The 23,793-nt window shown below is 51.8% G+C and carries 20 protein-coding genes; 6 read left to right on the forward strand and 14 right to left on the reverse strand.

Translation table 11 applies throughout. From position 1 onward, the window contains the following. Nucleotides 1-6: 6 nt before the first annotated feature. From BM231_RS17890 to BM231_RS17900, 3 genes are all read right to left on the reverse strand, one after another. Nucleotides 7-522, reverse strand: coding sequence for an Hpt domain-containing protein (locus BM231_RS17890; protein WP_208860473.1), 516 nt, complete (start codon nucleotides 520-522; stop codon nucleotides 7-9). 149 nt (nucleotides 523-671) lie between these two features. Then, complete coding sequence (locus BM231_RS17895; protein WP_093521461.1) at nucleotides 672-1,448, reverse strand: NAD kinase; 777 nt, start codon at nucleotides 1,446-1,448, stop codon at nucleotides 672-674. 453 nt (nucleotides 1,449-1,901) lie between these two features. After that, nucleotides 1,902-3,044, reverse strand: coding sequence for an anhydro-N-acetylmuramic acid kinase (locus tag BM231_RS17900; RefSeq protein ID WP_093521465.1), 1,143 nt, complete (start codon nucleotides 3,042-3,044; stop codon nucleotides 1,902-1,904). Nucleotides 3,045-3,510: 466 nt separating this feature from the next. Between BM231_RS17900 and BM231_RS17905 the strand changes: the two genes are divergently transcribed. Next, a complete protein-coding gene (locus tag BM231_RS17905) occupies nucleotides 3,511-4,203 on the forward strand; it encodes an OmpW/AlkL family protein (RefSeq protein WP_063292710.1) in 693 nt (230 codons plus the stop codon). Between the two features lie 76 nt (nucleotides 4,204-4,279). Here BM231_RS17905 and BM231_RS17910 read toward each other — a convergent pair whose 3' ends face one another. From BM231_RS17910 to BM231_RS17935, 6 genes are all read right to left on the reverse strand, one after another. Continuing rightward, nucleotides 4,280-5,368, reverse strand: a complete 1,089-nt coding sequence (locus BM231_RS17910) for an ABC transporter ATP-binding protein (protein WP_063292709.1) — start codon at nucleotides 5,366-5,368, stop codon at nucleotides 4,280-4,282. A 14-nt stretch (nucleotides 5,369-5,382) separates the two neighbouring features. Next, a complete protein-coding gene (locus tag BM231_RS17915) occupies nucleotides 5,383-6,669 on the reverse strand; it encodes an MGH1-like glycoside hydrolase domain-containing protein (protein WP_093521466.1) in 1,287 nt (428 codons plus the stop codon). A 39-nt stretch (nucleotides 6,670-6,708) separates the two neighbouring features. Next, complete coding sequence (locus tag BM231_RS17920) at nucleotides 6,709-7,938, reverse strand: carbohydrate ABC transporter permease (RefSeq protein WP_093521467.1); 1,230 nt, start codon at nucleotides 7,936-7,938, stop codon at nucleotides 6,709-6,711. Beyond that, nucleotides 7,935-9,266, reverse strand: a complete 1,332-nt coding sequence (locus BM231_RS17925; RefSeq protein ID WP_093521468.1) for a carbohydrate ABC transporter permease — start codon at nucleotides 9,264-9,266, stop codon at nucleotides 7,935-7,937. The genes BM231_RS17920 and BM231_RS17925 overlap by 4 nt, the downstream gene beginning before the upstream one ends. 89 nt (nucleotides 9,267-9,355) lie before the next feature. Continuing rightward, on the reverse strand, nucleotides 9,356-10,705 hold the full coding sequence (locus BM231_RS17930; RefSeq protein WP_093521564.1) for an ABC transporter substrate-binding protein: 1,350 nt from the start codon (nucleotides 10,703-10,705) through the stop codon (nucleotides 9,356-9,358). A gap of 11 nt (nucleotides 10,706-10,716) precedes the next feature. Then, nucleotides 10,717-11,874, reverse strand: a complete 1,158-nt coding sequence (locus BM231_RS17935; protein ID WP_208860474.1) for a substrate-binding domain-containing protein — start codon at nucleotides 11,872-11,874, stop codon at nucleotides 10,717-10,719. A 337-nt stretch (nucleotides 11,875-12,211) separates the two neighbouring features. Between BM231_RS17935 and BM231_RS17945 the strand changes: the two genes are divergently transcribed. From BM231_RS17945 to BM231_RS17970, 5 genes are all read left to right on the forward strand, one after another. Further along, entirely contained in the window at nucleotides 12,212-12,724 is a 513-nt protein-coding gene (locus tag BM231_RS17945; RefSeq protein ID WP_093521470.1) for a winged helix-turn-helix transcriptional regulator, read from the forward strand. Nucleotides 12,725-12,774: 50 nt separating this feature from the next. After that, nucleotides 12,775-13,764: an NAD(P)H-dependent flavin oxidoreductase gene (locus tag BM231_RS17950; protein WP_167550312.1), complete on the forward strand. Its 990-nt coding sequence runs from the start codon at nucleotides 12,775-12,777 to the stop codon at nucleotides 13,762-13,764. A gap of 177 nt (nucleotides 13,765-13,941) precedes the next feature. After that, complete coding sequence (locus tag BM231_RS17955; RefSeq protein WP_063300830.1) at nucleotides 13,942-14,319, forward strand: hypothetical protein; 378 nt, start codon at nucleotides 13,942-13,944, stop codon at nucleotides 14,317-14,319. Between the two features lie 266 nt (nucleotides 14,320-14,585). After that, nucleotides 14,586-15,920 carry a sodium-dependent transporter gene (locus tag BM231_RS17960; RefSeq protein ID WP_093521472.1) on the forward strand — a complete coding sequence of 445 codons (1,335 nt, stop codon included), beginning with the start codon at nucleotides 14,586-14,588 and terminating at the stop codon, nucleotides 15,918-15,920. Between the two features lie 728 nt (nucleotides 15,921-16,648). Beyond that, nucleotides 16,649-17,983, forward strand: a complete 1,335-nt coding sequence (locus tag BM231_RS17970) for a sodium-dependent transporter (RefSeq protein ID WP_093521474.1) — start codon at nucleotides 16,649-16,651, stop codon at nucleotides 17,981-17,983. Nucleotides 17,984-18,064: 81 nt separating this feature from the next. On the opposite strand, the gene BM231_RS17975 is transcribed toward BM231_RS17970, so the two are convergent. The 5 genes from BM231_RS17975 to BM231_RS17995 all read right to left on the reverse strand — a co-directional run bounded on the left by BM231_RS17975 (nucleotide 18,065) and on the right by BM231_RS17995 (nucleotide 23,670). Continuing rightward, entirely contained in the window at nucleotides 18,065-18,343 is a 279-nt protein-coding gene (locus BM231_RS17975) for a hypothetical protein (protein ID WP_084403770.1), read from the reverse strand. 126 nt (nucleotides 18,344-18,469) lie between these two features. Continuing rightward, nucleotides 18,470-18,970, reverse strand: coding sequence for an energy transducer TonB family protein (locus BM231_RS17980; RefSeq protein ID WP_139226362.1), 501 nt, complete (start codon nucleotides 18,968-18,970; stop codon nucleotides 18,470-18,472). Nucleotides 18,971-19,218: 248 nt separating this feature from the next. Beyond that, the gene (torA, locus tag BM231_RS17985; RefSeq protein ID WP_093521476.1) at nucleotides 19,219-21,654 is read right to left on the reverse strand and encodes a trimethylamine-N-oxide reductase TorA; all 2,436 of its coding nucleotides are present in this window, start codon (nucleotides 21,652-21,654) and stop codon (nucleotides 19,219-19,221) included. Between the two features lie 167 nt (nucleotides 21,655-21,821). Then, on the reverse strand, nucleotides 21,822-22,505 hold the full coding sequence (gene torD / locus BM231_RS17990) for a molecular chaperone TorD (protein ID WP_093521477.1): 684 nt from the start codon (nucleotides 22,503-22,505) through the stop codon (nucleotides 21,822-21,824). After that, nucleotides 22,498-23,670: a NapC/NirT family cytochrome c gene (locus BM231_RS17995; RefSeq protein ID WP_093521478.1), complete on the reverse strand. Its 1,173-nt coding sequence runs from the start codon at nucleotides 23,668-23,670 to the stop codon at nucleotides 22,498-22,500. Before BM231_RS17995 ends, torD begins: the two co-directional genes overlap by 8 nt. Between the last annotated feature and the right edge of the window lie 123 nt (nucleotides 23,671-23,793).

A 23,793-nucleotide genomic window follows, 5' to 3' on the forward strand; every position in this document is an offset into this window, starting at 1 on the left:
GGCTAATTAGTTAGGAACGAGTTCTGTAAGTGGAGCACTGGCTTCTTCCAGCCTTGTTACAAGCGCGACACCAAGCCGATTGGTATCATCGCGAGCATCTTCAGAAATCATTGCATTGATTGCGCTTACGTGCTGAGAGATGAGCTCTTTGGGGAAACTCTCTTGTGTTTTGGCGGCGACGAGCAGCAGTGTCAGGTTGTTTGCAACACGGCCAATCAGAGGGAAGCCCAGAGTTTCCGCCTGGCCTTTGATGTCGTGGGCGCAGCGGAATAATGCGTCGTAGGTTTCCTCTGTAAAATCAGCGCTTTGTGCTGCCTGATGGGTTTCTTTCAGGCAATCAACTTCCGATCCCATCCAACTTTCGAACTTGTCAGAGAGTTTCTCGATGGCTTCTTCAGCTGCTTTGACTGGATCGAATTTGGCAGCTTCAATGGTCGACATCTTCCTGACTTTTTTGGAAAGGTCGTTTGGAACGCGGATGCGTTCCTGAGAAGATTTATCTGAACCAGTTAAAGAAGTCATTGTCCTGCGTAATTCCTGAGCCTGCATTGCTGTAGGCACGATTATATTTCGAATTCGAAATAATATCTAACTATTTTACGAGCAATTCCAACCCGAAGTTGCTTCTTGTAGCATATTTAGCTGTGGTCACAGCATCAACTGGTTGTGTCTTAGTACTTAAACATCTCAGAGAGGATACGTTCGTCCCAGCTGTGTTCATTATCGAACATGATGCAGCTTTGAGCTGTTGCATCCTGATAGATTGTCGTGCTGATAACATTTCGGAACTCACGGTGATCAGCTGCTGCGTTGACCGGGCGCTTATCTGCCTCAAGCACTTCAATTTTAACGGTGTTCTGCGTGGAGAGGAGGGCACCGCGCCAACGCCTTGGACGGAAGGCACTGATGGGGGTAAGTGCCATCAGGGGCGAGTCAATCGGCAGGATCGGACCGTGGGCTGACAGGTTATAAGCTGTGCTGCCCTGGGGGGTTGAAATAATGATGCCATCACATGCCAGCTCTTCCATACGGACGCGGCCATCAACGGAGATGCGCAGCTTTGCAGCCTGATGCGATTTGCGCAGGAAAGACACTTCATTGATTGCGCGGGCGATGAACTCATTTCCGTCTTTGTCGACAGCTTCAATGTTGAGTGGATGGAGAGGCGTTATCTCTGCTTTTTCAAGGCGTTCGATCAAACCGTCGGTTTTGTACTCGTTCATGAGAAAGCCGACTGAGCCGCGATTCATGCCGTAGATCGGCATGCCTTTGTTCATAAACTTATGTAGATAAGAGAGCATAACTCCGTCGCCGCCGAGCGCGACAATGACGTCCGCGTCGTCTTGCGAAGCAGATCCGTACATCTTTTCAAGAGCTTGGCGTGCAGCAAGTGCTTCTGGCGTATCGCTGGAAACAAAGGCGATGCGGTTGATAGTTCTTCTCTTCAAAGACGGCTCCTCCCTCAAAAAGGAGGTAGCATGACTTTGGGAAAATTCAAACTGCCTTTATGTCGCTTCTCGTCGGATTGCCAATGGATTAGAGCCTGTTCCGCCGGTTTGGGCTGTTAAATATACATAGATACTATAAGTATTGTGTTGTGTATTTGTGCAATACTACTTGTTTGTGTTCGAATAAACATCAAGGTACTGAATTGCAACAGTTGTTGCTTTGGTTGTTTGGAGGGGTTTTTGTTAAAATAACTTTCGAGTATGTTGAATGTGTTGCAGATGGTTGAAATTATTTCAAGATATCAATTATCTACAATGTTGCGACCAGAATATACTGCTTACCTTTTCTTATAGATATTTGTCGGTGAGACCTTTTGAGCTTTAAACAAGAGGTCGGTGGGAGCTTTTGCGCGGCGGCAAGAGCTCCCACCTTTTTACATTTGGTAGGTCCGTCTAGCTGGTGTGTTGGTGCGGAACTGCTTTTGTACCACCTGACATCGCCACTGGAACGCCTGTGGTTCCCGGGAAACTGATTGGTAAATTGCGATCACATCTGGCGGCGAGGAAGGCGAAGCATTCGGCCTCCACTGCATCACCGCGCCAGCCAAGTTCTTCTGCCTGAATGATTTTTACGTTTGCCCGCGCTTCGATCTCTTTCAGAAGCTGAGGGTTTTTTCGTCCGCCACCGCAGGCTACCAAGCGAGCCGGGTGCTTTGGTAGCATGTCCAGCCCTTTGCCGACTGCGCTTGCTGAAAATGCAGTGAGCGTTGCTGCGCCGTCTTGCAGAGAAAGGTCGGTTGCCATGTCTTTTGTGAAGCTGTTGCGGTCGAGGGATTTGGGGAAGGCTTCGGTGAGATAGGGGTGTTCGAGAAGCGTTTTGAGGCGGTCTTCGTCGACTTGTCCGCTGGCTGCGATGAGGCCGTCGCGGTCCATGTCACCGCGATTATGGGAGCTAATCCAATCGTTTATGGGTGCATTGGCCGGGCCGGTGTCGAAGGCGATGAGGGTGTTATGCCCATCCCACCATGAGATGTTGCCGACGCCGCCCAGGTTCAGGATGGCGGTATCCGTTGGATCGTCAGAGAGGCCAGCGCTTCTCAAGAGGGCCTGATGGTAGATGGCTGCGAGGGGTGCGCCTTGTCCACCTGCTTTTATGTCCTGCGTTCTGAAGTCGTAAATCACTGGAATGTCGAGCATATCAGCGATGATCTGACCGTCACCTAGCTGACGGGTTGCACCTTTCTGGCCACCTTTCGGTGCCCGGTGCAAGACGGTTTGGCCGTGAAAACCGATCAACGCAATATTTTGCGTTGAAATGGAGTTTTTTGAAAGGAAATGTGAAATCGCACGGGCCTGACCTTCGCTCAATGCCTTTTCTGCCCGGGCGAAGATTTCTGGTTCTTCGGAGGCAAAGTTCCACTCCTGAGCGGCAGCCATTGCTTCCGCGATCAGCTGGTTGGTCTCAGGGGGATAACTTGCCAGTGTATAAGGGCCGAACTCTTCGATGGTTTGTCCATCGGTTTTCAGCATGGCGATGTCGACGTTGCCGTCCATTACCGTTCCGGTCATCAGACCGATGCACCATTGTGCCGCCATTTATTCCCCCACTCACAAAACCCGGTAGACTTAAACCTGAAGAGACTTCGGTTGGAACCTGATGTTGCAAGGAAGGGTGTGTGCCTTGTGGATCGGCCTGCGCGAAGTCTTAACTTCATAGCTGCTTCTGGTCGTGGTGACAAACGCTGGAACGATGGAGGGTTGTGTGTTTTCAGCTGGAGATTGTGGTCATCGGAGATATCGCCAAGCGTTCTACGTATCAAACCTAGTGATGGGTTGAGGTCATGGAAACGTACTTGATCTTGTCGCACTCCAACGAATATGTTAGTTTTTATGCGGAAAATGTCTATTTGAAATCAACATTTCACATTCTTTATCCGGCAAAATTACTATTATAAATAGTACTTATATTATCAATGCTGGTTTGATGCACCTCAATGCTCACGTGCCCCGCTCTCAATAATTGGAATAAGTGTAAAATTCTCTTATTCAACTGGAGGTGGAGATGAGTTTGAAAAGGGTGATGGGCCTGATGGTCACTGCTGCGATGGTGGTGCCTGCCGGGCAGGTTTTGGCAGCGGATATGCCTGTGCCACAGGAAGATATCATGGCTGCGGCTGCATCTGAAAAGAGCCCTTGGCAGATCCGTGTGCGCGCTTTGGGTGTGGTTCCGATGGATGAGGGACATGTCAACGGTGTCTCAGGGTCTGATCTGTCATACTCGAGTACAGTGGTTCCAGAGTTGGACATCACCTATTACTTCACTGACAATATTGCAGCTGAGTTGGTTTTGGGCACTACTTGGTCAGATGTTGATGGTGATGGTAGCCTTCCAGGCATAGGTGTAAGTGACGTTGGGGAGACTTGGATCCTCCCACCAACGCTTACTTTGCAATACCACTTCACCAATTTTGGCGCTTTCAAGCCTTATATTGGTGCAGGTATTAACTACACGATTTTCTATAATCAAGACGATGGAAAAGACTCCAAGAAACTTGATATAGAAAACACGTTTGGTGCAGCTCTACAGGTTGGTTTCGACTACATGGTTGACGACCATTGGGGCGTGAACTTTGACGTTAAAAAATTGTTCCTTGAAGCAGACTACGATGCAACGTTGAATAACGACGCAAAAGTTTCGGGTACCGCTGAACTTAACCCTTGGCTGATTGGTGCTGGTGTTACCTATCGCTTCTAAGGCTTCATAGCTGTATTAAAAGTTAGGCTTGGATGTGTGAGCACCCAAGCCTTTTGTTTTGCGTGATGCCAAGCTTTTAGGCGGTTTCCAGCGCCTTTTCGGTGTTCACCCGTACCGCCTGACCTTCTGCATCGAAGAAGTGGGTGAGGGCAGGGTCAAAGGCGAGGCCGACTGTGTCGCCCGCTTTGTAGTGTTCCAGACCTGACAGTCTCACAAGGACGGTTCCCAAGTTCTCAGCGGCAACGTAGATGAACAGATCTGCACCAAGGTATTCGACGTGTTCCACCGTTCCGGTCATTGCGGCGTCAGCAGAAGACACCACGCTGATATGTTCTGGGCGGATGCCCAGTTTTATGGGAGTGCCTTCGTTTTGTGTGAAGGGGGACGGTTGTTCAGAGTGTCCGGCCAACGAGAACGTGTCTTTGCCAAACTCAACGGGCAGGATGTTCATCTTTGGTGAGCCGATGAACTGAGCCACGAACAGGTTGTTTGGGCGTTCATAGAGGTCGCGAGGCGAGCCGACCTGCTCGATGCGGCCAGACTGCAGAACCACGATCTTGTCTGCCAACGTCATTGCTTCCACCTGATCGTGGGTTACGTAGATCATGGTGGCATCCAAATTGCGGTGTAGTTTTGCAATCTCGAAACGCATCTCAACGCGCAGTGCTGCATCAAGGTTAGAGAGTGGCTCGTCAAACAAGAAAGCTGCTGGATCGCGAACGATGGACCGGCCAATGGCAACGCGTTGTCGCTGACCACCAGACAAGGCTTTCGGGCGGCGATCGAGATACTCCTCCAGCTGAAGGACCGCGGCTGCCTTGTTGACCTTGGCTTCTATCTCGGATTTTGGCGCGCCAGCGGTTTTCAGTGCAAAGCCCATGTTTTCCCGCACGCTCATATGCGGGTAGAGTGCATAGCTTTGGAACACCATGGAGAGCCCGCGCCCTGACGGTGGCAGAGCAGTGACGTCCTTGCCGTCAATGTGTACACTGCCGCGGCTGGCTTCTTCCAGACCGGAGATCACCCGCAAGAGGGTGGACTTGCCGCAGCCAGAGGGACCAACAAAGATGACGAACTCACCGGGATTGATCTCAAGATCAATCCCTTTGATGACCTGAAGATCACCAAACCATTTTTCGACACCCTCAAGGCGAATAGCTCCCATTCTTCCGTTCCTCCTCAGGCTGCTTTAGCGGTCAGGCTTGGTGTGGCCCATGTGAGCCAGATAGCGGATGTCCATGAGAAGGAGTTGCCGCCAGCACCTTCACCCGTGATTGGATCAAAGTATTCCGCAAAATCACTCTTTTCGATCAGTGCAACGGTGTCTGTGCGCAGGCGCTCAGCCCGGGCTGTATCGCCCATATCTGCAAACCCAGTTGCGATAAGGTAGTTGATGATGCCCCAGACCGGACCACGCCAGTAGCGCATGCTTTCAAACAGTGGATGATCCGGATCGTAGCTTGGCATGGTGTAGTTGACCTTTGCTGCGATACGATCGAAATGCGCTTGTGTTGGATTGATGTACTTTTCTTCGCGAATGCCTGCATATGGTGCGAGGAATGAGGCACTAGAGATGCCATCTCCCAAAACATCGTTGCGCAAGTCGTAGGTGCAGAAGGCTTGCTTCTCTTCGTTCCAGAGTTTTGCGATGCCTTTTTCTGTTAGGGCAATCCATCCCTTCAGTTCTTCTGCTGCGTCTGTCTCGCCCAGCGCTTCTGCCATGGCCAGTAGGTCACGATCTGCGCGTAGCAGAATGAAGGTGTTGCCTGGGTCTGCGACGAAGAATGGACACTGGTCTGCTACAATTTTTGGATCCCAATTGTTGTCGCGGCCAAACTTCACAATTGCCAGATAGCGGTCGTAGTCGATTTTCTTTGGACGCATCTCCGGATTGACGTGTGAGGTGTCCTTGCGGGTGTAGTCGCCGATTTCGGAGATATCGACGTGACTTGCTGCGTTGTCCCAGTCTGGCAGATTATCGCGACCAGATTCCCATGGGTGCATGATGGCAATCACGCCGTGACCTTCCGGATCGCGGTAGGTGTGGTACCAGCGGTGCCAAGCCAGCAGTTTAGGGAAAAGGGTTTTGATTTTCTCTATGCCTGCTTCCGTGTTGTCTTGCTCAAACAAGCGGCGGACAACGGTTGCTGCCACTGGTGGCTGGGAGTGGCCGGAGGTTGGGATCTTCGGATTTGTGGTTCCCCAGACGGACGGACCTGGGAAGTAACTTGGGTCATCCTTGCGGAAGATGATGTGTGGGACCATGCCGTCATCCCACTGACCTTCGAAGAGCAGTTCGATCTCTTCCCAGGCCCGTTCCATGTTGAATGTGGCAAAGCCGAGGGCGACGAAGGCGCTGTCCCAATTCCATTGGTAAGGGTAGAGGCCTTTGGTTGGGATGGTGTAGCCGCCCAGATCATTTTCCTTAAGGATGGAAATGGCCTGATTGTCGAGTTGTGCGGACATAGTAGATACTCCGATGTTTTTTCTTTTTGACAGTGCCGCTTAGCCTTTGACGCTGCCTGCTGTGAGGCCCTGAACGAGAAAACGTTCGAACCACAGGAAGATGCCAAGAACAGGGACTGTTGCGATGACCGCACCGGCCATCAGGTGTTGACGTGGGACTTCAGAGGAATTGAGAGACACGACACCGCGAGAGAGGGTGAAGATGTCTGGATCATCCAGGAACATGAAGGCGAAGAGGAACTCGTTCCACGCGATCATGAAGACGTAAAGAGATACAGAGGCCAGCGCTGGTAAGGATAGCGGCAGAGTGATCTTGAGGATCACGCCCAGACGGCTGAGACCATCCATCAGACCCGCTTCTTCCAGCTCTGCAGGCAGGCCTTTGAAGTAGCCTTGCAGCATGTAGAGGGCAACCGGAATGGTGGTTGCTGGATAAACGATGAGCAGGCCAGTCAATGAGTTGCGCAGGCCCAACTGAGAGAAAACGGCGTAAAGCGGGATCACCAATACGATTGCAGGCACCATGTATATGAGCAGTACGGAGCGGGACATCCAGGAGCGACCCGGAAAGTTCAGGCGGGAGACGGCGTAAGCTCCCGGGACTGAGAACAGCAGGGTCAGGATGACGGTGGCCACTGAGACAATGGCGGAAACTGTCAGATAGGTGCCGAAGTTGAACTGAGTGAACAGCTCCACGTAAGAACGGAACATGCCTGACAGACCGCCGGAGAGGTCGATGGATAAATCCAGTGGGTTGCCGAGCAGTTGCTGCTGGCTCTTCAGGCTGGTCATGACCATGACATAGAACGGCAGGGCGACCATAACGGTGAAGATGACAAAACCGACACCCTTGGCCACACGCAGGAAGACGACTTCCTTCTCGTATCGCGTGAGAGTGCCTTTCGGTGTGTCTGCCATTGTCTGGCGATTGGACCAGAAGGTTATGGCCACGAAGGAGACCAGTGCGAGGAGCTGCCAGAGAGGTTCGACAGAAAGCGGCAAAGCAAATGGAGCGCCGAAGGTTGCTGCCAGCAGGGCCAGCAGGATGATAACGGCAGGGGCATATTTTTGCCCGGCGCTTGCGGCCTTTCCATCCCAGAGATGGGTGAAGAGTGCGCCCAGCGCGGAGGCGAGGACAGCAGCACCCACTTGCGGGATGGCGAGCTCTCCAGTGATGAGTGTCAGGGTGACACCAATCACGATCATGGCCAGAAAGCCCCAGACGGCGCCGCTTAAGGCGGAAAGAACGTAGCTGTTTAGCAATCTCATAGCCCTTCCTCCTTGGTGGAGAAGCGGATGAACAAGGTGGCGAAGGTGACAAGAACAACAAAGACGACCACAGCAACGGCAGCCCCGACTCCCAGATTGGAGAGGGCGAAGCCTTGCTCGTACACATCCACAGTCAAGGTGCGTGTTCCGGCATTGCCGCCAGTGAGCAGGAAGATGTCGTCGAACTTGTTGAAGGTCCAGATGAAGCGCAGCAGGAAGAGGACTGACAAGATGCCCATGAGTTGCGGCAGGGAGATGTACCAGAACTGCTGCATTGGAGTAGCGCCGTCCATTTCGGCTGCTTCATAGATGTCGGTTGAAACGGATTGCATGCGGGCCAGAATGAAGAGGAAGGACAGCGGGAAATAACGCCATGCTTCAAACGCGATGACTGTTGAGAGCGCCAGAGGGAACTCGAAGGAGGTTCCGAACAGGTGCAGGTCCACTGCGCGCTGGCCGAAGAAGTTTACCGGTTCTGCGAGAACACCCATTTTGGTGAGCAGGGCGTTCAGGGTTCCGGAGAACGGATCCAGCAGCACGACCCAGGTGAAGGCGACGGCGATCACCGGAGACACGTAGGGGAACAGGAAGAGCCCGCGCAGAATGCCTCTGCCCTTGAAGGAGGTGTTGAGGAGCTGTGCTGCAAACAGGCCGAGGACCAGCGCACCCGCTGTGCCGAAAATGGTGTAGTAGAACGTTACACGCAAAACGCTCCAGAACTCGTCACTGTCGAACACACGGCGGAAGTTTTCGAGTGTAAAGGTGCCGTTGGTGAGCACACTGTCTGCGTCGCCATAGGAGACTGGTTTGCTGGCTTTTTCAGGTTTTCTCAGGCCAAGGTATTCGTCGGAGACCGTGCCTGAAATGACCAGCTTTTCACGGGCCTTGCCCTCAAGCGTACCAAGGTCGCACTGGATATCAATACCTTTGAGAGAGCAGGCGTCCGGCAATTGCTGTGCGGTGAAACCGGGTGGGAGGATGTCGGTAAAACCTGCGTTTGCGATGGAGTTTTTCTGGGAGGAATTCCTGACGCGGTACTCCAGTGTTGCCGGATCGCCTGCCTGCTTTGGTTTGCCTTTGACGCGCTCGTTGATGAGGACTTTTGGAGCACGTAGATCGCCCAGCTCCACGGGTTTGAAGCTGATCCAGAAGTTTGCGACCAGGGGGCCGAGAACAATTGCGAGGATGATCAGAAACGTGGGCGCCAGCATGGTGTAGGCAAGGCGTGCTTCCCGCTTTTGCATGGGGCCTGCGCCTTTGGGCGGTTGGCTTATGCTTTCACCTGCTGTGGTCACGGATTTTCCGGCCTGATCGGCTATGGCGCTCATTGCGCTGTGCTCCTGATATCACTTTGGGGTTTGGTGGATTGAGAGCCCGCAGACCTGAGGCCTGCGGGCTGGGATCACGGCGTCAGGCCTTACTTGATCTTGGCAAGTTCCTGATTGATCTTGGCGACCGCTTCTTCCGCAGAGAGTTCGTCATCAATGAACTCGCGGGTGTAACGGTTGATTGCCATGGAGTTCAGGATCTTGGATGCAAGACTAAGCTGGCCTTCCTTCACCCCCCAACGGCTCGCCGTGTCCAGACCCTCTACAATCTGAGTGATTGTCTCAGCCGGGTAGAGCTCTGTGAGCGGTGCTTTGCGATCCACGCCCACTGGCAGGGTTGCCCAGCCTTTGATGAAGGCTTCTTTGTCTTCCGCATTGCCGCGGCGAACAGGGAACTTGCCTTCTGGTGCTATGGACAAGGTCGCCATGTAGCCTTCGCTCATGGAGTATTCCACGAACTGCTGCGCAGCTTCGGTGTCAGCATCGTTGGTGATGGAGAAGTAGCGGATGTCGCCCCATGCTGCGCCGGCCTTGTTGGATGGACCGGACAGAGTGGTTACAACGCCGGTTTTGCCTGCCAGTTCCTTGGAGGTTGGGTCGTCGTTGATGGTTGGCGGTGCGCTGTCACGCAGACCAGCCAGCTCGTCCAGAATGAACGGAGACCAGATGATCATGGCTGCTTTGCCAGCGAAGTAGAGTTCGCGAGACTGTTTCCAGTAAAGGTCGCCCGGAGGAGATGCCTTTGCCAGGGCCTTATAGAAGGTCAGTGCTTCCGCAAGTTTCTTCTCGTCAAAGCCTTTGAAGCCGTCTTTATCGACCGGAGTTGCGCCATTCGCCAGAAGCACATGTTCCAGAAGCTGGCTCATGAAGCTTTCGTCGATCTTTGTTGCGGCAACAAAACCGAACTGCTCTGGCGGGTTGTGCAGTTTTTCAAGGGCTGCAAGGATGGAGGCGTATGTGTTCGGTGCTTCAAGGCCAGCCGCATCAAACAGGTCTTTGCGGTAGACGATCATCTGGGTCCAGCCATCAACCGGAACAGCTGCGTAGCCATCTGGCAAAGCTGCCATGTTCAGAGCGCCGGATGCGAAGGTGCTTTCTTCCAGATCCTCGATGACTTCGGTTGCTGCATCGGTGTCGATGATGCCGGCCTCTGCCCATGGCAGAACGTGGATCAACGGATGGTAGATGACATCAGGCAGGTCGCCAGCTGCATAAGCTGCAGTTGCACGGGTGCCCATGTCTTTCTCAGTTACCGGAATAACATTGACTTCAATGCCAGTTTCTTCAGTAAACGCCTTTGCCATTGCCTCCTGCTTGGCAAGACGTGCTGGCTGCTCTTCTGTGGTCCAGAAGCGCAGTGCTTCTGCCTGTGCAGCACTCATTGCAAATGCAAGTGTGCCAACAAGGGCAGTTGTCCTTAGAATGTTCCTCCCGAACATAATTTCCTCCATTATGCGGTTGCGAAGTATGTGCTGAGGTGAGCTTTCAGCTCCTCAGGTGTTTTGCGTGGCGGTCCATCAGAGCCACGCTGAATAAGTCTTGCTTCGGCCAGTATCTGCAGCTCCCGGGCAGGCTGACCGCTGATTGCTTTCGTGAGAAGTTCTGCCAGAGTGCCGCCTGCAAGGACGGGCTCCTGAGCGAAGCTGGTGAGCGGTGGATCAAAATGCTCGCACACAGGCAGGCCGTCATAACCAATAACTGTCACGTCTTCTCCAATCACCAGGCCATGGCGCCGGATGATTTTGGTGACGCCGATTGCGATAGCGTCTGTCATGCAGATGATGGCTGTGGGCGGGCGGTCCTGACGCAGTAATTGAAGAGCTGCCTGCTCTCCGCCCGGCTCGTCCAGAGTTGCCTCGGCGATCAGCTGGTCTTCAAAGGCGAGGCCAGCATCTTCTAGTCCCTGGTGAAAGCCTTCGATCCGCAACCGGCTGAAGTTCATTTGCGGGTTAGACATCACCAGCGCGATGCGGGTGTGGCCTTGCGCAATGACTTTTTTAGCGGCGGCATAGAATGCGGCGTGATTGTCGATGTCGAACCATGGGTGTTCGCTTTCGCGAGCGGTACGGCCATGGCTGACAAACGGAAACCCCCGGTCCAACAAATAATCCACGCGTGGATCGTTGGTGGCTGTTCTGGTGAGAACGAAGCCATCGACCTTTTGCGAGGAGATGAGGCGGCGGATTGCCAGAACAGCATCATCCATAGAACTTGCTGTTGTCACCAGCAGGTCTTTATCGACTGCGTTGAGTGCGCGGGTCATGCCATCCAGAAACTCAGCGAGAAACGGATCCGCGCCTTTGCCGGGCATGAGCGGTAATACGATGCCGAAAGTATCGACACGACCGCGCTTCAAGTTGCGTGCGGTGGAAGAAGGGCGGTAGCCCAGCTCTTCTACGGCTTTGAGCACGCGCTCGCGGGTCGCTTTGGAAATGTCCGTGTAATTGTTCAGGACGCGGGACACGGTGCCCTTTGCAACGCCTACATGGCGTGCCACGTCTCCAATGGTCACAGATTTTCTCTGCTGCACATTCTGGTCAGTGATGCTCACAGAATTCCCACCCAATACGTTGTCATCAGATCGCTCCCATTCATGATCTGATTTCATCGATGATGCTTGCAAAACCGATTTTGGAAGTCAACAAAATCGGTTTTGCTAACTCCGAAATCGGTTTTGTAAACCGAAACACAAAGTTTTTTCGAGAGAGGGTTTCGGGTGGTTTCGGTGAGCGAAACTTAGCCAAAAAAAAAGTTTGGCGGAGTTGGGGACAACTTGGTGTGAGCGGGCTGTATGCGGTGAAACTGTTCGTTTCCGGAGTGAGAGGTTCCTTTTAAAAGGACTCAGAAGCTCGATTGAAGACTAGGTCAAAGAGATAGGTTGCCCATTAGGTCAACTAGAAATAGCTTCTTTAAACGAAGTTAAATTGAAAGTACCGGAGCCGGGAATGAGTGGAGCGCGACGAAGCTTTGCAGGTGTTGACTGTGCGGTTGCTCAAGCGATCGAGCAAATGGGTGATCCATGGATCCTGCTTATCCTGAGATGTCAGTTTCAGGGCATCAAGCGCTTTGATGACTTTCAGGGGCATTTGCAAATCTCCACCAGTGTGCTGACAGACCGACTAAGGCGTCTGGTTCAGGCCGGTTTGCTGCGGAAGGAACAGGATCAGCAGGATAAGCGCGGAACGGTCTATCTGCTCACCGAGAAGGGTATGGACTTCTATCCAGTTATGATTGCGCTGCACCAATGGAGTGAGCGCTGGGAAGCTCGTGAAGGCGGACCGAGACTGGAATTGCTGGACAAGCAAAGCGGAGAGCCTGTGCGTAATGTGCGTGTGCTTTCGCAAGACTACAGAGAATTGAGTGCCCGGGATGTTCTGGCTCTGGTTGATGACCAGAGTGGTGAGATGATGCAGGACATTCAGGAGAGATTGAAGCGTCGGAGAGGTGATGCTGCCTGATTTTGAGATCAAACAAGCAGCAGATTAAATTGTAAGGGAGTGTGTTTGAAATGGCTTTGCCAAATATTTTAAAGAATAAGTTGCGTCTGCCAGTTGTTGGCAGTCCTTTGTTTATCATCAGTAATCCTGATCTTGTGATTGCCCAGTGTAAGGCGGGGATTGTTGGTTCGTTCCCGGCACTGAATGCCCGCCCGCAGGAAAAGCTGGAAGAGTGGCTGATCCAGATTACGGAAGAGCTGGCAGCTTATGATGCGGCTAATCCTGACAAACCTTCAGCTCCGTTTGCTGTGAACCAAATTGTGCACCGTTCCAACGATCGCCTGCAGCATGATGTTGAGCTTTGTGTGAAGTACAAGGTGCCAATCGTGATTACCTCTCTTGGGGCACGCCCAGAGGTGTTTGATGCGGTTCATTCCTATGGTGGCATCGTGTTGCACGACATCATCACCAACACTCATGCACATAAGGCGGTTGAGAAAGGCGCGGACGGTTTGATCGCAGTGGCAGCAGGGGCCGGTGGTCATGCAGGCACAACATCGCCGTTTGCACTTATTCAGGAAATCCGTGAATGGTATGATGGGCCGCTTCTGCTTTCAGGCAGCATCAGCACTGGCAAGTCTATTCTTGCATCACAGGTGATGGGTGCTGATCTGGCTTACATCGGGTCTGCGTTTATTGCGACTGAGGAAGCAAATGCTCAGCAGGCCTATAAGCAGATGATCGTTGATAGCGGTGCAGAGGATATTGTTTATTCCAACCTGTTTACCGGCGTGCATGGCAACTATCTGAAGCCATCCATTGAGCAGGCAGGAATGGACCCGAGCAATCTGCCGGAAGGCGATCTGAAGACCATGGACTTTCACAGTGCTGACAAGGGAAAGCCGAAGAGCTGGAAAGAGATTTGGGGCTGCGGTCAGGGCATTGGTGCGGTGAAAACCATCGGCAGCACTGGCGATCTGGTTGCACGATTGTCGTCAGAGTATGATGCCGCTCGCAAAGCGGTGACGGAACAGGCCTCTGTACTGGAGCCGGCTGAGTAAGCTGGTCTTGCGTGGTGGTTTGCGTGATACCGGCAAGCCAGCTCGATATTGATACATAATACAAGGCTGCTGGGTTTGGCTCAGCAGCCTTTTCTTTCACATCTGTGCGCATGTTTCGTCCTTATCAATGTCCTGCCATGTTTTTGTAGAGGCGGGACCAAACAAGAAGGAAGAAAAATGCGTATCTTTTGGTGTCTCGGCCTTTTACTGGCCGTTCCTTTCATGGTTGCCTCTGAAGGCTATGCTCAGGGGAGTTCCAATCAGGTCACTCCACCCATGACACAGTATTGTAACCGTGGTGATGTGCTGTATGCGGATGGAAGCAGTGCAGACGGTCCTATGCCGATGATCAAATGCGGTCAAAACTCGCTGGTTTATCAACGCACCAACCTGAGTTTTCCGCTGTCCGTTGTCTCGAATGGCAAGTTGTCCGTGGGCAATGCAAACGGTGCTTGTCAGAGTGCGAAAGCTGTTGGTGCGGATGCAATCGTCAGTAACATCCAATCTCTTTGCAATACGACACTGTGGCCGAACTCTTGCGCCAAGTGTAATTGAGTGTAAGATATATCACTGGTAGTATTGGTTGCTATATGCCTAAAGTAATCAATACTACTTATCTTGTTGAGTTAATCTCACCAAATGCCGCGTAGTAATCAGTATTACATTTTTATGAGCATCGTGACACCTGATGGTCATATATGAGAAACTCTGTTGCATAAAAGAGGTGTATCTCTAGCGTTATATTGCTAGAATCGGGCAACTTGTGAAAGTTGATTTCAAAAATACACTTAAGCAAAATCAACAAGAATGGCTTAGGTCACATGCAACGAGAGCATTGGGGAAGTCGTATCGGCTTCATTCTGGCTGCTGCAGGTTCAGCGGTTGGATTAGGTAATATCTGGAAATTTCCATATTTGGTTGGCGCGCAAGGCGGCGGGGCGTTCCTTGTTGTCTATATTGGGTTTTTGATTGCAATCGGTTTGTGCGTGATGATTGCTGAGATTGCGCTGGGCCGTCAGGCTCAGGCCAACCCATTCAGCGCGTTCCGACGTGTTGGCGGCACAGGCTGGTCGGTCTTCGGTCTCATGGCGGTTCTGACCGCGTTTCTTATTCTGTCGTTTTATTCCGTTGTTGGTGGCTGGACCATCGCTTACGTGGTTAAGACAATCACGGGTGGCTTCTCCGGCTATTCCGGTGCGGAATTTGAGGGACACTTTGGCGCGCTGGTGACAGACGCAGTCGAGCCGATCATTTATCACGCTGCCTTTATGGCGATTGGCGTGGTGATCGTGATCAACGGCATTTCCGGCGGCATCGAGAAGGCATCTAAGATTATGATGCCTCTTTTGTTTGTTCTGCTGGCTTTGCTGGTTATCCGGTCTCTTACTCTTGATGGGGCAATGGCAGGTGTTGAGTACTTCCTCGTTCCTGACTGGTCTCACCTGAATGCAGACATGGTTGCCGCGGCTCTGGGGCAGGCGTTCTTCACGCTGTCTCTGGGTATGGGTGCTTTGATCACTTATGGTTCTTATCTGGGTAACAAAGAGAGCATTCCAAATGCAGCCCTTTGGGTTGTGGGTCTTGATTTGCTGGTCGCCGTTCTGGCTGGCTTCCTTATTCTGCCAGCTGTGTTTGCGTTCAACATGGATCCGGCTGCAGGCCCAGGACTGACCTTCATCACACTGCCAGCTATCTTTGCTGAACTGCCATTTGGCATGTTCATTCAGCTTTGCTTCTTCGTGCTGCTGTTTGTGGCTGCGATCACCTCAGCGATCTCCTTGCTGCAGGTCGTGGTTGCGTTCATCTGCGAAGAGTTCAACGTTGGCCGTAAGGCGGCCACCATCTGGGTTGGCATTGTGATCTTCCTGTTTGGTGTTCCAAGTTCTCTGGCGCTGGGCGTGTGGGGCGATATCACGTTCTTCGAGCTGAACATCTTCGACTTCCTCGGCTACCTCACTGACAACTACTTCCTGCCACTTGGTGCGATTGCGACCTGTCTGGTTGCTGGTTGGGTGAGCTATGACAAGTTTGCTGCGGAAGTAACCAATAACGGTGAGCGTCCATTTGCTTATCTGACAGCTTGGAAGTGGATGTGCCGTGTGGTTGCACCGCTTGCGATCATCTGGGTGATGGTCCATTCCATCTTCGGAGCATAAAGCTTCACTCAAAAACAATGAAAAGGCCGCCAGTTCTGGTGGCCTTTTTTAATGCTGTTTTATGGTCGTCCGTAGTTTGACTTAATCTAGGCCGGAAGAGGGAGGACAATGCTCCTGTTGGGCATAGTCCCTTCACCCGAGATGGTCTTGATAAGGAACAAGGTTATGTTGAGGCAGCTGAAGCGCTACTGGGTGCATTCCATGAATGCCAGATTGCCGCGTGAGATGGTATGTCTGGACGAAGAAAAGCAGGCCAGATATCGCAGTGTAAGGGGACGTTGGCCTCAAGAATAAGGCCTTATCACCGTCCCAACGAGAGAAAGAAGCACCGTTTGAGCGGTGCTTTTTTGTGTCCGAACTGTGTTGGTGCGGGGCATGATGAGAGCCTGCGACGAAAAAACTTGTGGGCTGCATGTGGTGGCAGGAAGTTGCGCTTCTGTCGCGTGGTTAATGCAATAAATGATATAATAAGCCAATATTTATGTATTTAATGGTGGGTTTTGTAGTTTGCTGGCAAAATATGGGTGTATGTGACTATATTTTTAATTCACCCATTAAGTGCAGCTGTCAAAAACCTATATTTTTTGAGGTAAGTGAAATTACCTGCGACAATCTGTCAGGTCAACAAGGCTAAAGATTTCATCAAAAGAGCTGGAACAACGAATTCATTTCAAGCTTTCGCGCTTGATTGAAACAAACCATCACATGTTGATCGGCAATAACAAAAAATGAAACGTGAGCAATGGGGAAGCCGCTTTGGCTTCATTATGGCTGCTGCAGGGTCTGCGGTCGGTCTTGGTAACATCTGGAAATTTCCATACCTGGCAGGCACACAGGGCGGTGGCGCCTTTTTGGTGGTCTATCTTGTCATCATGGCTACGATCGGCGCAGCACTGATCATGGCAGAGATTGCCATTGGTCGTTCAGCGAAGATGAATCCTGTTGGTGCGTTCCGCGCGCTGGGTGGCCGCTTGTGGTCAGTTACGGGTGTGATTGGGGTGATCACGGGGTTCCTGATCCTATCCTTCTACTCCGTTGTTGGCGGTTGGACGATCGCATATCTGGTGAAGAGTATCGCTGGCACCATTGAATCTGCACAGCCTGAGCTTTTGGAAGCCCAGTTTGGTGGTCTGGTCTCTGCTGTATGGGAGCCAATCTTCTATCACGGTGCATTCATGGTGTTGACCATGGGTATAGTGATTGCAGGGGTGGCCCAGGGTATTGAGCGCTCTGTTAAAGTCCTGATGCCATTGCTGTTTATTCTGCTGATGGTTCTGGTGGTTCGCAGTGTGACCCTGCCGGGTGCATGGGAAGGTATTGAGTTCTTCCTCGTCCCTGACTGGTCACAGGTGAATGGCGAGATGCTGCGCGCAGCTCTTGGTCAGGCGTTCTTCAGCTTGTCTTTGGGCATGGGCGCGATGATCACCTACGGTTCTTATCTGGACAAAGATGCTGACATCCCGAATGCGTCCTGCTGGGTGGTGTTCCTCGCGGCATTGGTTGGTGTGCTGGGTGGCCTGCTGGTTCTGCCTGCCGTGTTTGCCTTCGGCATGGATCCAGGTGCTGGTCCGGGCCTCACCTTCATCACTCTGCCAGCTGTGTTTGGTGAGATGATTGGCGGCTACCTGTTCCAGATCATCTTCTTTGCCATGCTATTGATTGCAGCTCTGACCTCTTCCATCTCTTTGTTGGCTATTCCGGTGGCTTACTTCGCAGAGGAATACGGCATTGAGCGCAAGTGGTCTGCCATTGTGGTGGGCATTGTGATCTTCCTGATCGGTGTACCATGTTCACTGGCTCTGGGTGTCTGGGGTGAGTACAAGCTGTTCGGCATGAACTTCTTCGATCTGATGGTCTATGCCGTTGACAATTACACCCTGCCAATCGGCGGTATTCTGACCTCCCTGTTTGCTGGCTGGGTCGTGCTTGAGAAAATGGGCAAAGAGTTGAGCAATGACGGTTCTTTGACCTTCAAGTGGATGGGAGCCTTCACATGGATCATGCGGATCGTGGCTCCATTGGCTGTTGTCTGGGTGATGCTGAGTGGTTTGCTGGGCAGCTGATACAGCTGACATTTTTGAAAACAAAAAAACACCCCGATCAGAAATGGTCGGGGTGTTTGCGTAGGAACTTCCAGTTAGAGATCAATGCTCGTCTTTTTTGTGATGCTCTCTGGTGTGTTCTTTATGGTCATGCATTTTGGTGTGGTGGTGGCTATCGTCCGAGTGGCTCTTGCCAGGGCGGTGCTTATGCGGGTGTTTGTGGCCCTCCGGATCACCTCCATGTTGGGTCTCGGGATGGCTTTTTTGGCCGCGCTCGTACTCCTGACGATCTTTGTTATGTTTATGCTCATGATCATCGTCATAGCGACGCGCCATTTTTTCCTTGGTATGGGCTGATGTGTTTTGCTGTTTTTCTGTCATCGCTTCCCCGCAGAATTATTGCAGTTTCTGTTCTACCATACTGGCCATGGCTGGCTTTGACGCGGTGTGATGATAGTTATCGAAAGCTGAGAGGTTGCCCCAAATTTCGACTTAAGTTTACCTGGGTTATTTAGAGTGGAATACCAAAGGTGTTGTGAGAGTAAGATCATCTCTTGATAGGCTTTTAGGTGGATGAGGAAAAGGTGAAGCACTTTTTAGCGCGTTTAATGCAGCGGCATCTAACTCTTTGTTACGGCTTGATCTATAAACTCGCAGAGATTTCACAACCCCATTCGATTGTATAGAGAATCTCAGAAGTACACGGCCTTGAATGCCAGCTTTTTTTAGAGACTTCGAGTAGCTTTGGCTTGCTGCGATTTGTATTTTCTTCAGTACTTGGCCAAAGTATTTTGCCCGGATATCACGCATTTCTTTCTTTGCGGGAGCAGCTTTTTGCGAAGCTGCGTTCGCAGTTAAGAAATGCACAAGTGCACCTATTTGGCAAGCCAACAGGGAGCAGCTAAGCATTAGAATTCTTGCGAAGCGCTTAGTTTGTTTTCTCTTTTGGTGCTTAGTGTTGATCGGTTCTTCTTCTGCTGTTGCAAGTCCATCCAGATAATCTGGCAAGGTAACCTCCACTCAAGTATGCGGCTTTGATTGCAGAGTTTAGCAGGAGGCAATAGTGGCTGGTCTTCAGAACACAGAAGATGGGCTGATAGTGTCAGCAGCCGAACTCTCTGATCATTCTTAACGAACGTCTCTTGTTCAGACAATGCTGCTTTGATGGAAACACTCAGCAGTAGAATCTTTCATGGGGTTTTTAGCAAAAAAGGCTGCGCGTGGCAGCCCTTTCTGGTGTTGATTTGGTTCCTGATTTACCCGTTCTTTGGAGCTGTAAAGACTTTAACCTCTGGCAATTCGCCTTCGAACTTCTCAAAGTCTGCGATGACGGTATGACCGCAGTTGCCTTGTGCCAGCTTGGAGGTGCCAAGGTCTGGTGTAAGGGTGTTAACGTCACCATAGGCGCAGAGACTGCCGACTTTGCCACCTTCGACAGGATCGTACCAAGCACCTTCATAAAGGCGAATGACGCTTGGCATGATGTCTTCGCTGACGATTGCACCAGCCAGTGTCTGGCCACGATCATTGAAGATGCGGATGACGTCACCGGACTTGATGCCGCGTGCTTCTGCATCTTTCGGGTTGATCATGCATGGTTCGCGGTCTGCGACTGCATATCCTTCGCGAAGGACTGTGCCGCAGAGCTGGGAATGCAGGCGATCATTTGGATGACCTGTATTGACGTGAACCGGGAACTTGGCATCCGGACCATCGAGGCGTTCGAGCGGTTCCATCCACATTGGATGCGGAGGACAGTCGTCGTAGCCCATTTTCTCGATGTTCTTGGAGTAGATCTCGATCTTACCAGTTGGTGTACCCAGCGGTTCCAGCAAGGGATCTTCTCTGTAGTCTGCGTAGCGGACGTATTCCTTCGCGGCCTGTGAGACCGGATGAACGACAATGCCGTCTTCCCAGAACTTCTCGAATGCAGGCATTTCAAGATTTTTGCTTGCTGCCTGTTTTTGAGCTTGCTCGTAGTAGTGACGGACCCAATCCATCTCGTCGCGACCGTCAGTGTATGCTTCTTTGTTGCCAAGGCGGTCTGCCAGATCAACAAAGATGTCGTATTCACTGCGGGCTTCGAAGACAGGATCAACGATCTTCTTCATCGCGACAGTTGCTTTATTGGAGTAGGAGCCCATCGCTTCAATATCATTGCGTTCATAAGCAGAAGCTGCCGGAAGAACGATATCTGCGAAGCGTGCTGTTGCGGTCCACTGGTAGTCCTGAACAATCACTGTTTCCAGTTTCTGCCAGGCTTTGATCATGCGGTTGCGATCTTGATGATGGTGGAACGGGTTGCCGCCAGCCCAGTAGGCAATCTTGATATCGGGGAAGGTATAGCGGGTGCCGTTGAAGTCGTATTCTTCACCCGGACGTTCCAGCATCTCAACAACACGTGCCACTGGAATGGAGACGGAGCCTTCCATTGCGCCGCCATCGTTCATGCCAGACAGAGCAGGGCCGTCGGAGGTTGGTGTGCCGCCGTTCGAGTAATGATAGGAGAGACCGAAGCCGCCACCTGGCAGACCGATCTGACCTAGCATGGAAGCCAGCGTCACCAGCATCCAATGTGGTTGTTCGCCGTGATGCTGACGTTGCAGGGACCAGCCGCTGGTGAGCATGGTGCGGTTACCCATGAACAGGCGTGCCAGTTCCTTGATCTTATCAGCTGGGACGCCGCAAATTTCGGAAGCCCATTCAGCTGATTTTGGCGTCTGATCTGTCTCACCAGTCAGATATGGCAGGAATTTTTCAAAGCCTGCAGTGTACTCGTCCATGAAGTCGGCGTCATACAGCTCTTCAACAAAGAGTGTGTGCGCCATGCCGAGCATTAGTGCTACGTCAGTTTGTGGTTTGACCTGTACCCATTCTGCATCCATGAACTCTGCGGTTTTGGATTTCAAAGGATCAATACAGATGACTTTCTTGCCGGTTTTCTTGAATTCTTCAAGATAGGTGTAACTGTCGTGATCTGCGATCAGCCAGTCGATTTGATTGGTCTTGATTGGGTCTGCACCCCAAACGACCAGTACTTCTGTGTTGTCGACAACAACGGGCCAGACTGTCTGCTGCTCATAGACTTCCAGCGTGCCCATGACATGCGGCATGATCACCTGAGAGGCACCGGTTGAGTAGTCGCCTGTATGGGTTACGTTTGGCATTTGCAGGCCGCGGTTGATCAGGCGGCGCAACAGGCTGCGGCTGTTATGGATCTTGCCTGCGCTCTTCCAGCCATAAGTGCCGGTGAAGATACTGCGTGGACCATGTGTCGCCTTGGCGTATTTGAGTTCCTGAGCAACAAGGTCGAGAGCTTTGTCCCAGCTGACGCGCACAAAATCATTGCTTCCGCGGTCTTCAACGTCAGCGCCACGACCTTTTTCAAGATAGGCACGACGGACCATTGGATATTTGATGCGCGATGGTGAATAGACGGAGTCCATAACACCAGCCAGCTGATGGCTAGGATGCGGATCCTGCTCCCAAGGTTTTACTTCTGTCCAGCGACCATCTTTAACCACTGCACGGAATGCACCCCAGTGACAACCGGAGAGAACTTCTCCGTTGACTGCTGCTTGCGCAAAGCGTGGTGAGAAAATGGATGGAGCCAGCACACCTAAAGCACCCAGTGCGGAGGCGCCTTTCAGGAAACTACGGCGAGACGTATAGTTTGCAATGATTTTCGACATCTCTGCTGTCCTTTTATTTTGGCAGACAATCGATGAGTTGAGCAAGTTGCTCGATGAAAACAGCCTGTTTTCTCTTGAGATTCACCCTAGTCACTGCGTGTAAACGTGGTTCGCGCGTTGATTGAACGGGATGTAAAATCGAGTAAACAGGTTGTAAATGGAGGTGGTCAGGTGGTGGCTTCTGCCTCATTCAAGTGGGCAGAATCCATGGCGAGCCAAGTGTTGAGACCATCGGCCAACTCTTTGTAAAAGCCTGATTTATCAAAGCGCTTACAGCTCTCGCAAAAGGAGGGCACCCAGTTCAGGAGATGGTTTGAGAGGAACCAGATCTGGCTCTGATGCAAAGTGTATGCAGTCTCGTGATTACCGTTGGCTTCGGCCAGTGCTTCGCGGTCGATGTATTCCGCTAATACGTTGAGTTGGACACCGAGGTGATCAGCTGGTTCTTTCAGCGAGTTTTCGATGGAGATGCCCAGATCCTGAAGGATCTTGTTCATGTCTGCTGTCGGCTTTTGGAAGAGCGTGCCTTTTTCGTTGTAAAAGGCTGATTCATAAGGAGGGGCAGAATGCTGTCCGCCAACGCCTAGAAACAGACGGGAGTACGCGGTTGCCAGATCGAGTACCTTCGCCTGATAGCTCTCGCGGGGCAGTTCTGTCAGTTTGGTGAGCTCGCCTGTAAATGGTGCTAGTGCTGGTGCCAGTGAGAAGACATCCAAAAGGGCTCGGCCTTCTGGAGAGCTGTAGCTCTCCAGAGTTTCTATTTTCACTTCGCTGGTGAAGAAGCTTGCCAGCCAGCGGTAGACCAGAGACCTATCGTTGTTGGACAGGATGATGGTGTCGTGTTTACCCATGAGCTTTACTCCCGCCTGTGTCTTTTGCGTTGAGCTGCAGGTATTTCTGCAAGATGCGGTATTGCTCTTTGTCCAGCGAAATGAAGCGCTTCATGGCTTTCAAAGAGCCGATCCATTGGTTGGCGAGGAAGTGCTCAGGATCGCGCAGGCCATGGCATGTTGAGCAGGCCGCGCCATACATTTCTTTGGTGTAGCTCCAGAGCTGATCTCCATCTGAAATCAGGTTTTCCTTTGAGACCCATGTATCGATTTGTACTTGATGCCAGGTGAGCTCAGTGTCCGGATCAACTTCGGTTTTCAAGCGTTCGATTTTGTCAGTTACCTTCTTGCCAACTGTGGCGGAGAAAATACGCTGACCTCTGAGGGCATAGATCACCCGGTCCACCTGATCTTGCTGCCAACCAGCAATGCGGACTTTGAGCAATTCGCCTCGGCGCTCCAGAACGGTGACGTCGGTTCCGCCGAGAATGCGACCATCGCTTTTGCCGTTGCTTTTCGCTTTTGATTGATCAACGAAGAAGGGTTTGCTGGTTATGGCGTAAAGGTGCTCTGCTGTTGCGCCTTCGCTTACTGACAGGGCCTTGAGCTCGTCATACATAGCTTTGTAGCCCTGAGACATGTCCGGCAGTTTGTGAGCGATGCCTTTGTGGCAGGAGATGCAGGTTTCGCCGTCTTTGAAGCCCTTCTGCATGGTTTCAGAGGCTTTGGGGTGCTGCTTTGCAAAGTCCATGGAGCTTTGCTTGTGACAGTTGCGGCATTGCTGGGAGTCGTTGGCTTCCATCTCTGCCCAGACACTTTTAGCCATGGTCAGGCGATGGGCTTCAAACTTCTCCTTGGTATCGATCTTACCAGTGAGTTTGGAGTAGACCTCTTTGGCAGCCTCGATCTTGCGAATGATCTTTGGGTAAGTTTCTTTGGGCACGTGGCAATCTGAACAGACTGCCTGAACACCGGATGCATTCGAGAAGTGCGGAGATTTCTTGTACTCCTCGTAGACGGTGCTGCGCATTTCATGACACGAGACGCAGAACTCCAGAGTGTTTGTGTAGTCCATTGCGGTATGGAAACCGCCCCAGAACACGACGCCACCTGCAAATGTGCCGAACAGTAATAAGCTTATTGGAAATATTGCGGTTTTCGTCCGCAGGAGTCGCCAGATATTCATCTTCTATCTCTTTTGCACTCTCGGACAAGTCGGTCCGTTCAATGCTCAGAGAATTAGACTAAGGTTGTAAATAGCGTTTGGAGGAAATATGAACGGGGTGTAGAATGGTGTAAACATGATGTA

Source organism: Pseudovibrio ascidiaceicola (assembly GCF_900114245.1).
In the GTDB taxonomy this organism is placed as follows: Bacteria; Pseudomonadota; Alphaproteobacteria; order Rhizobiales; family Stappiaceae; genus Pseudovibrio; species Pseudovibrio ascidiaceicola.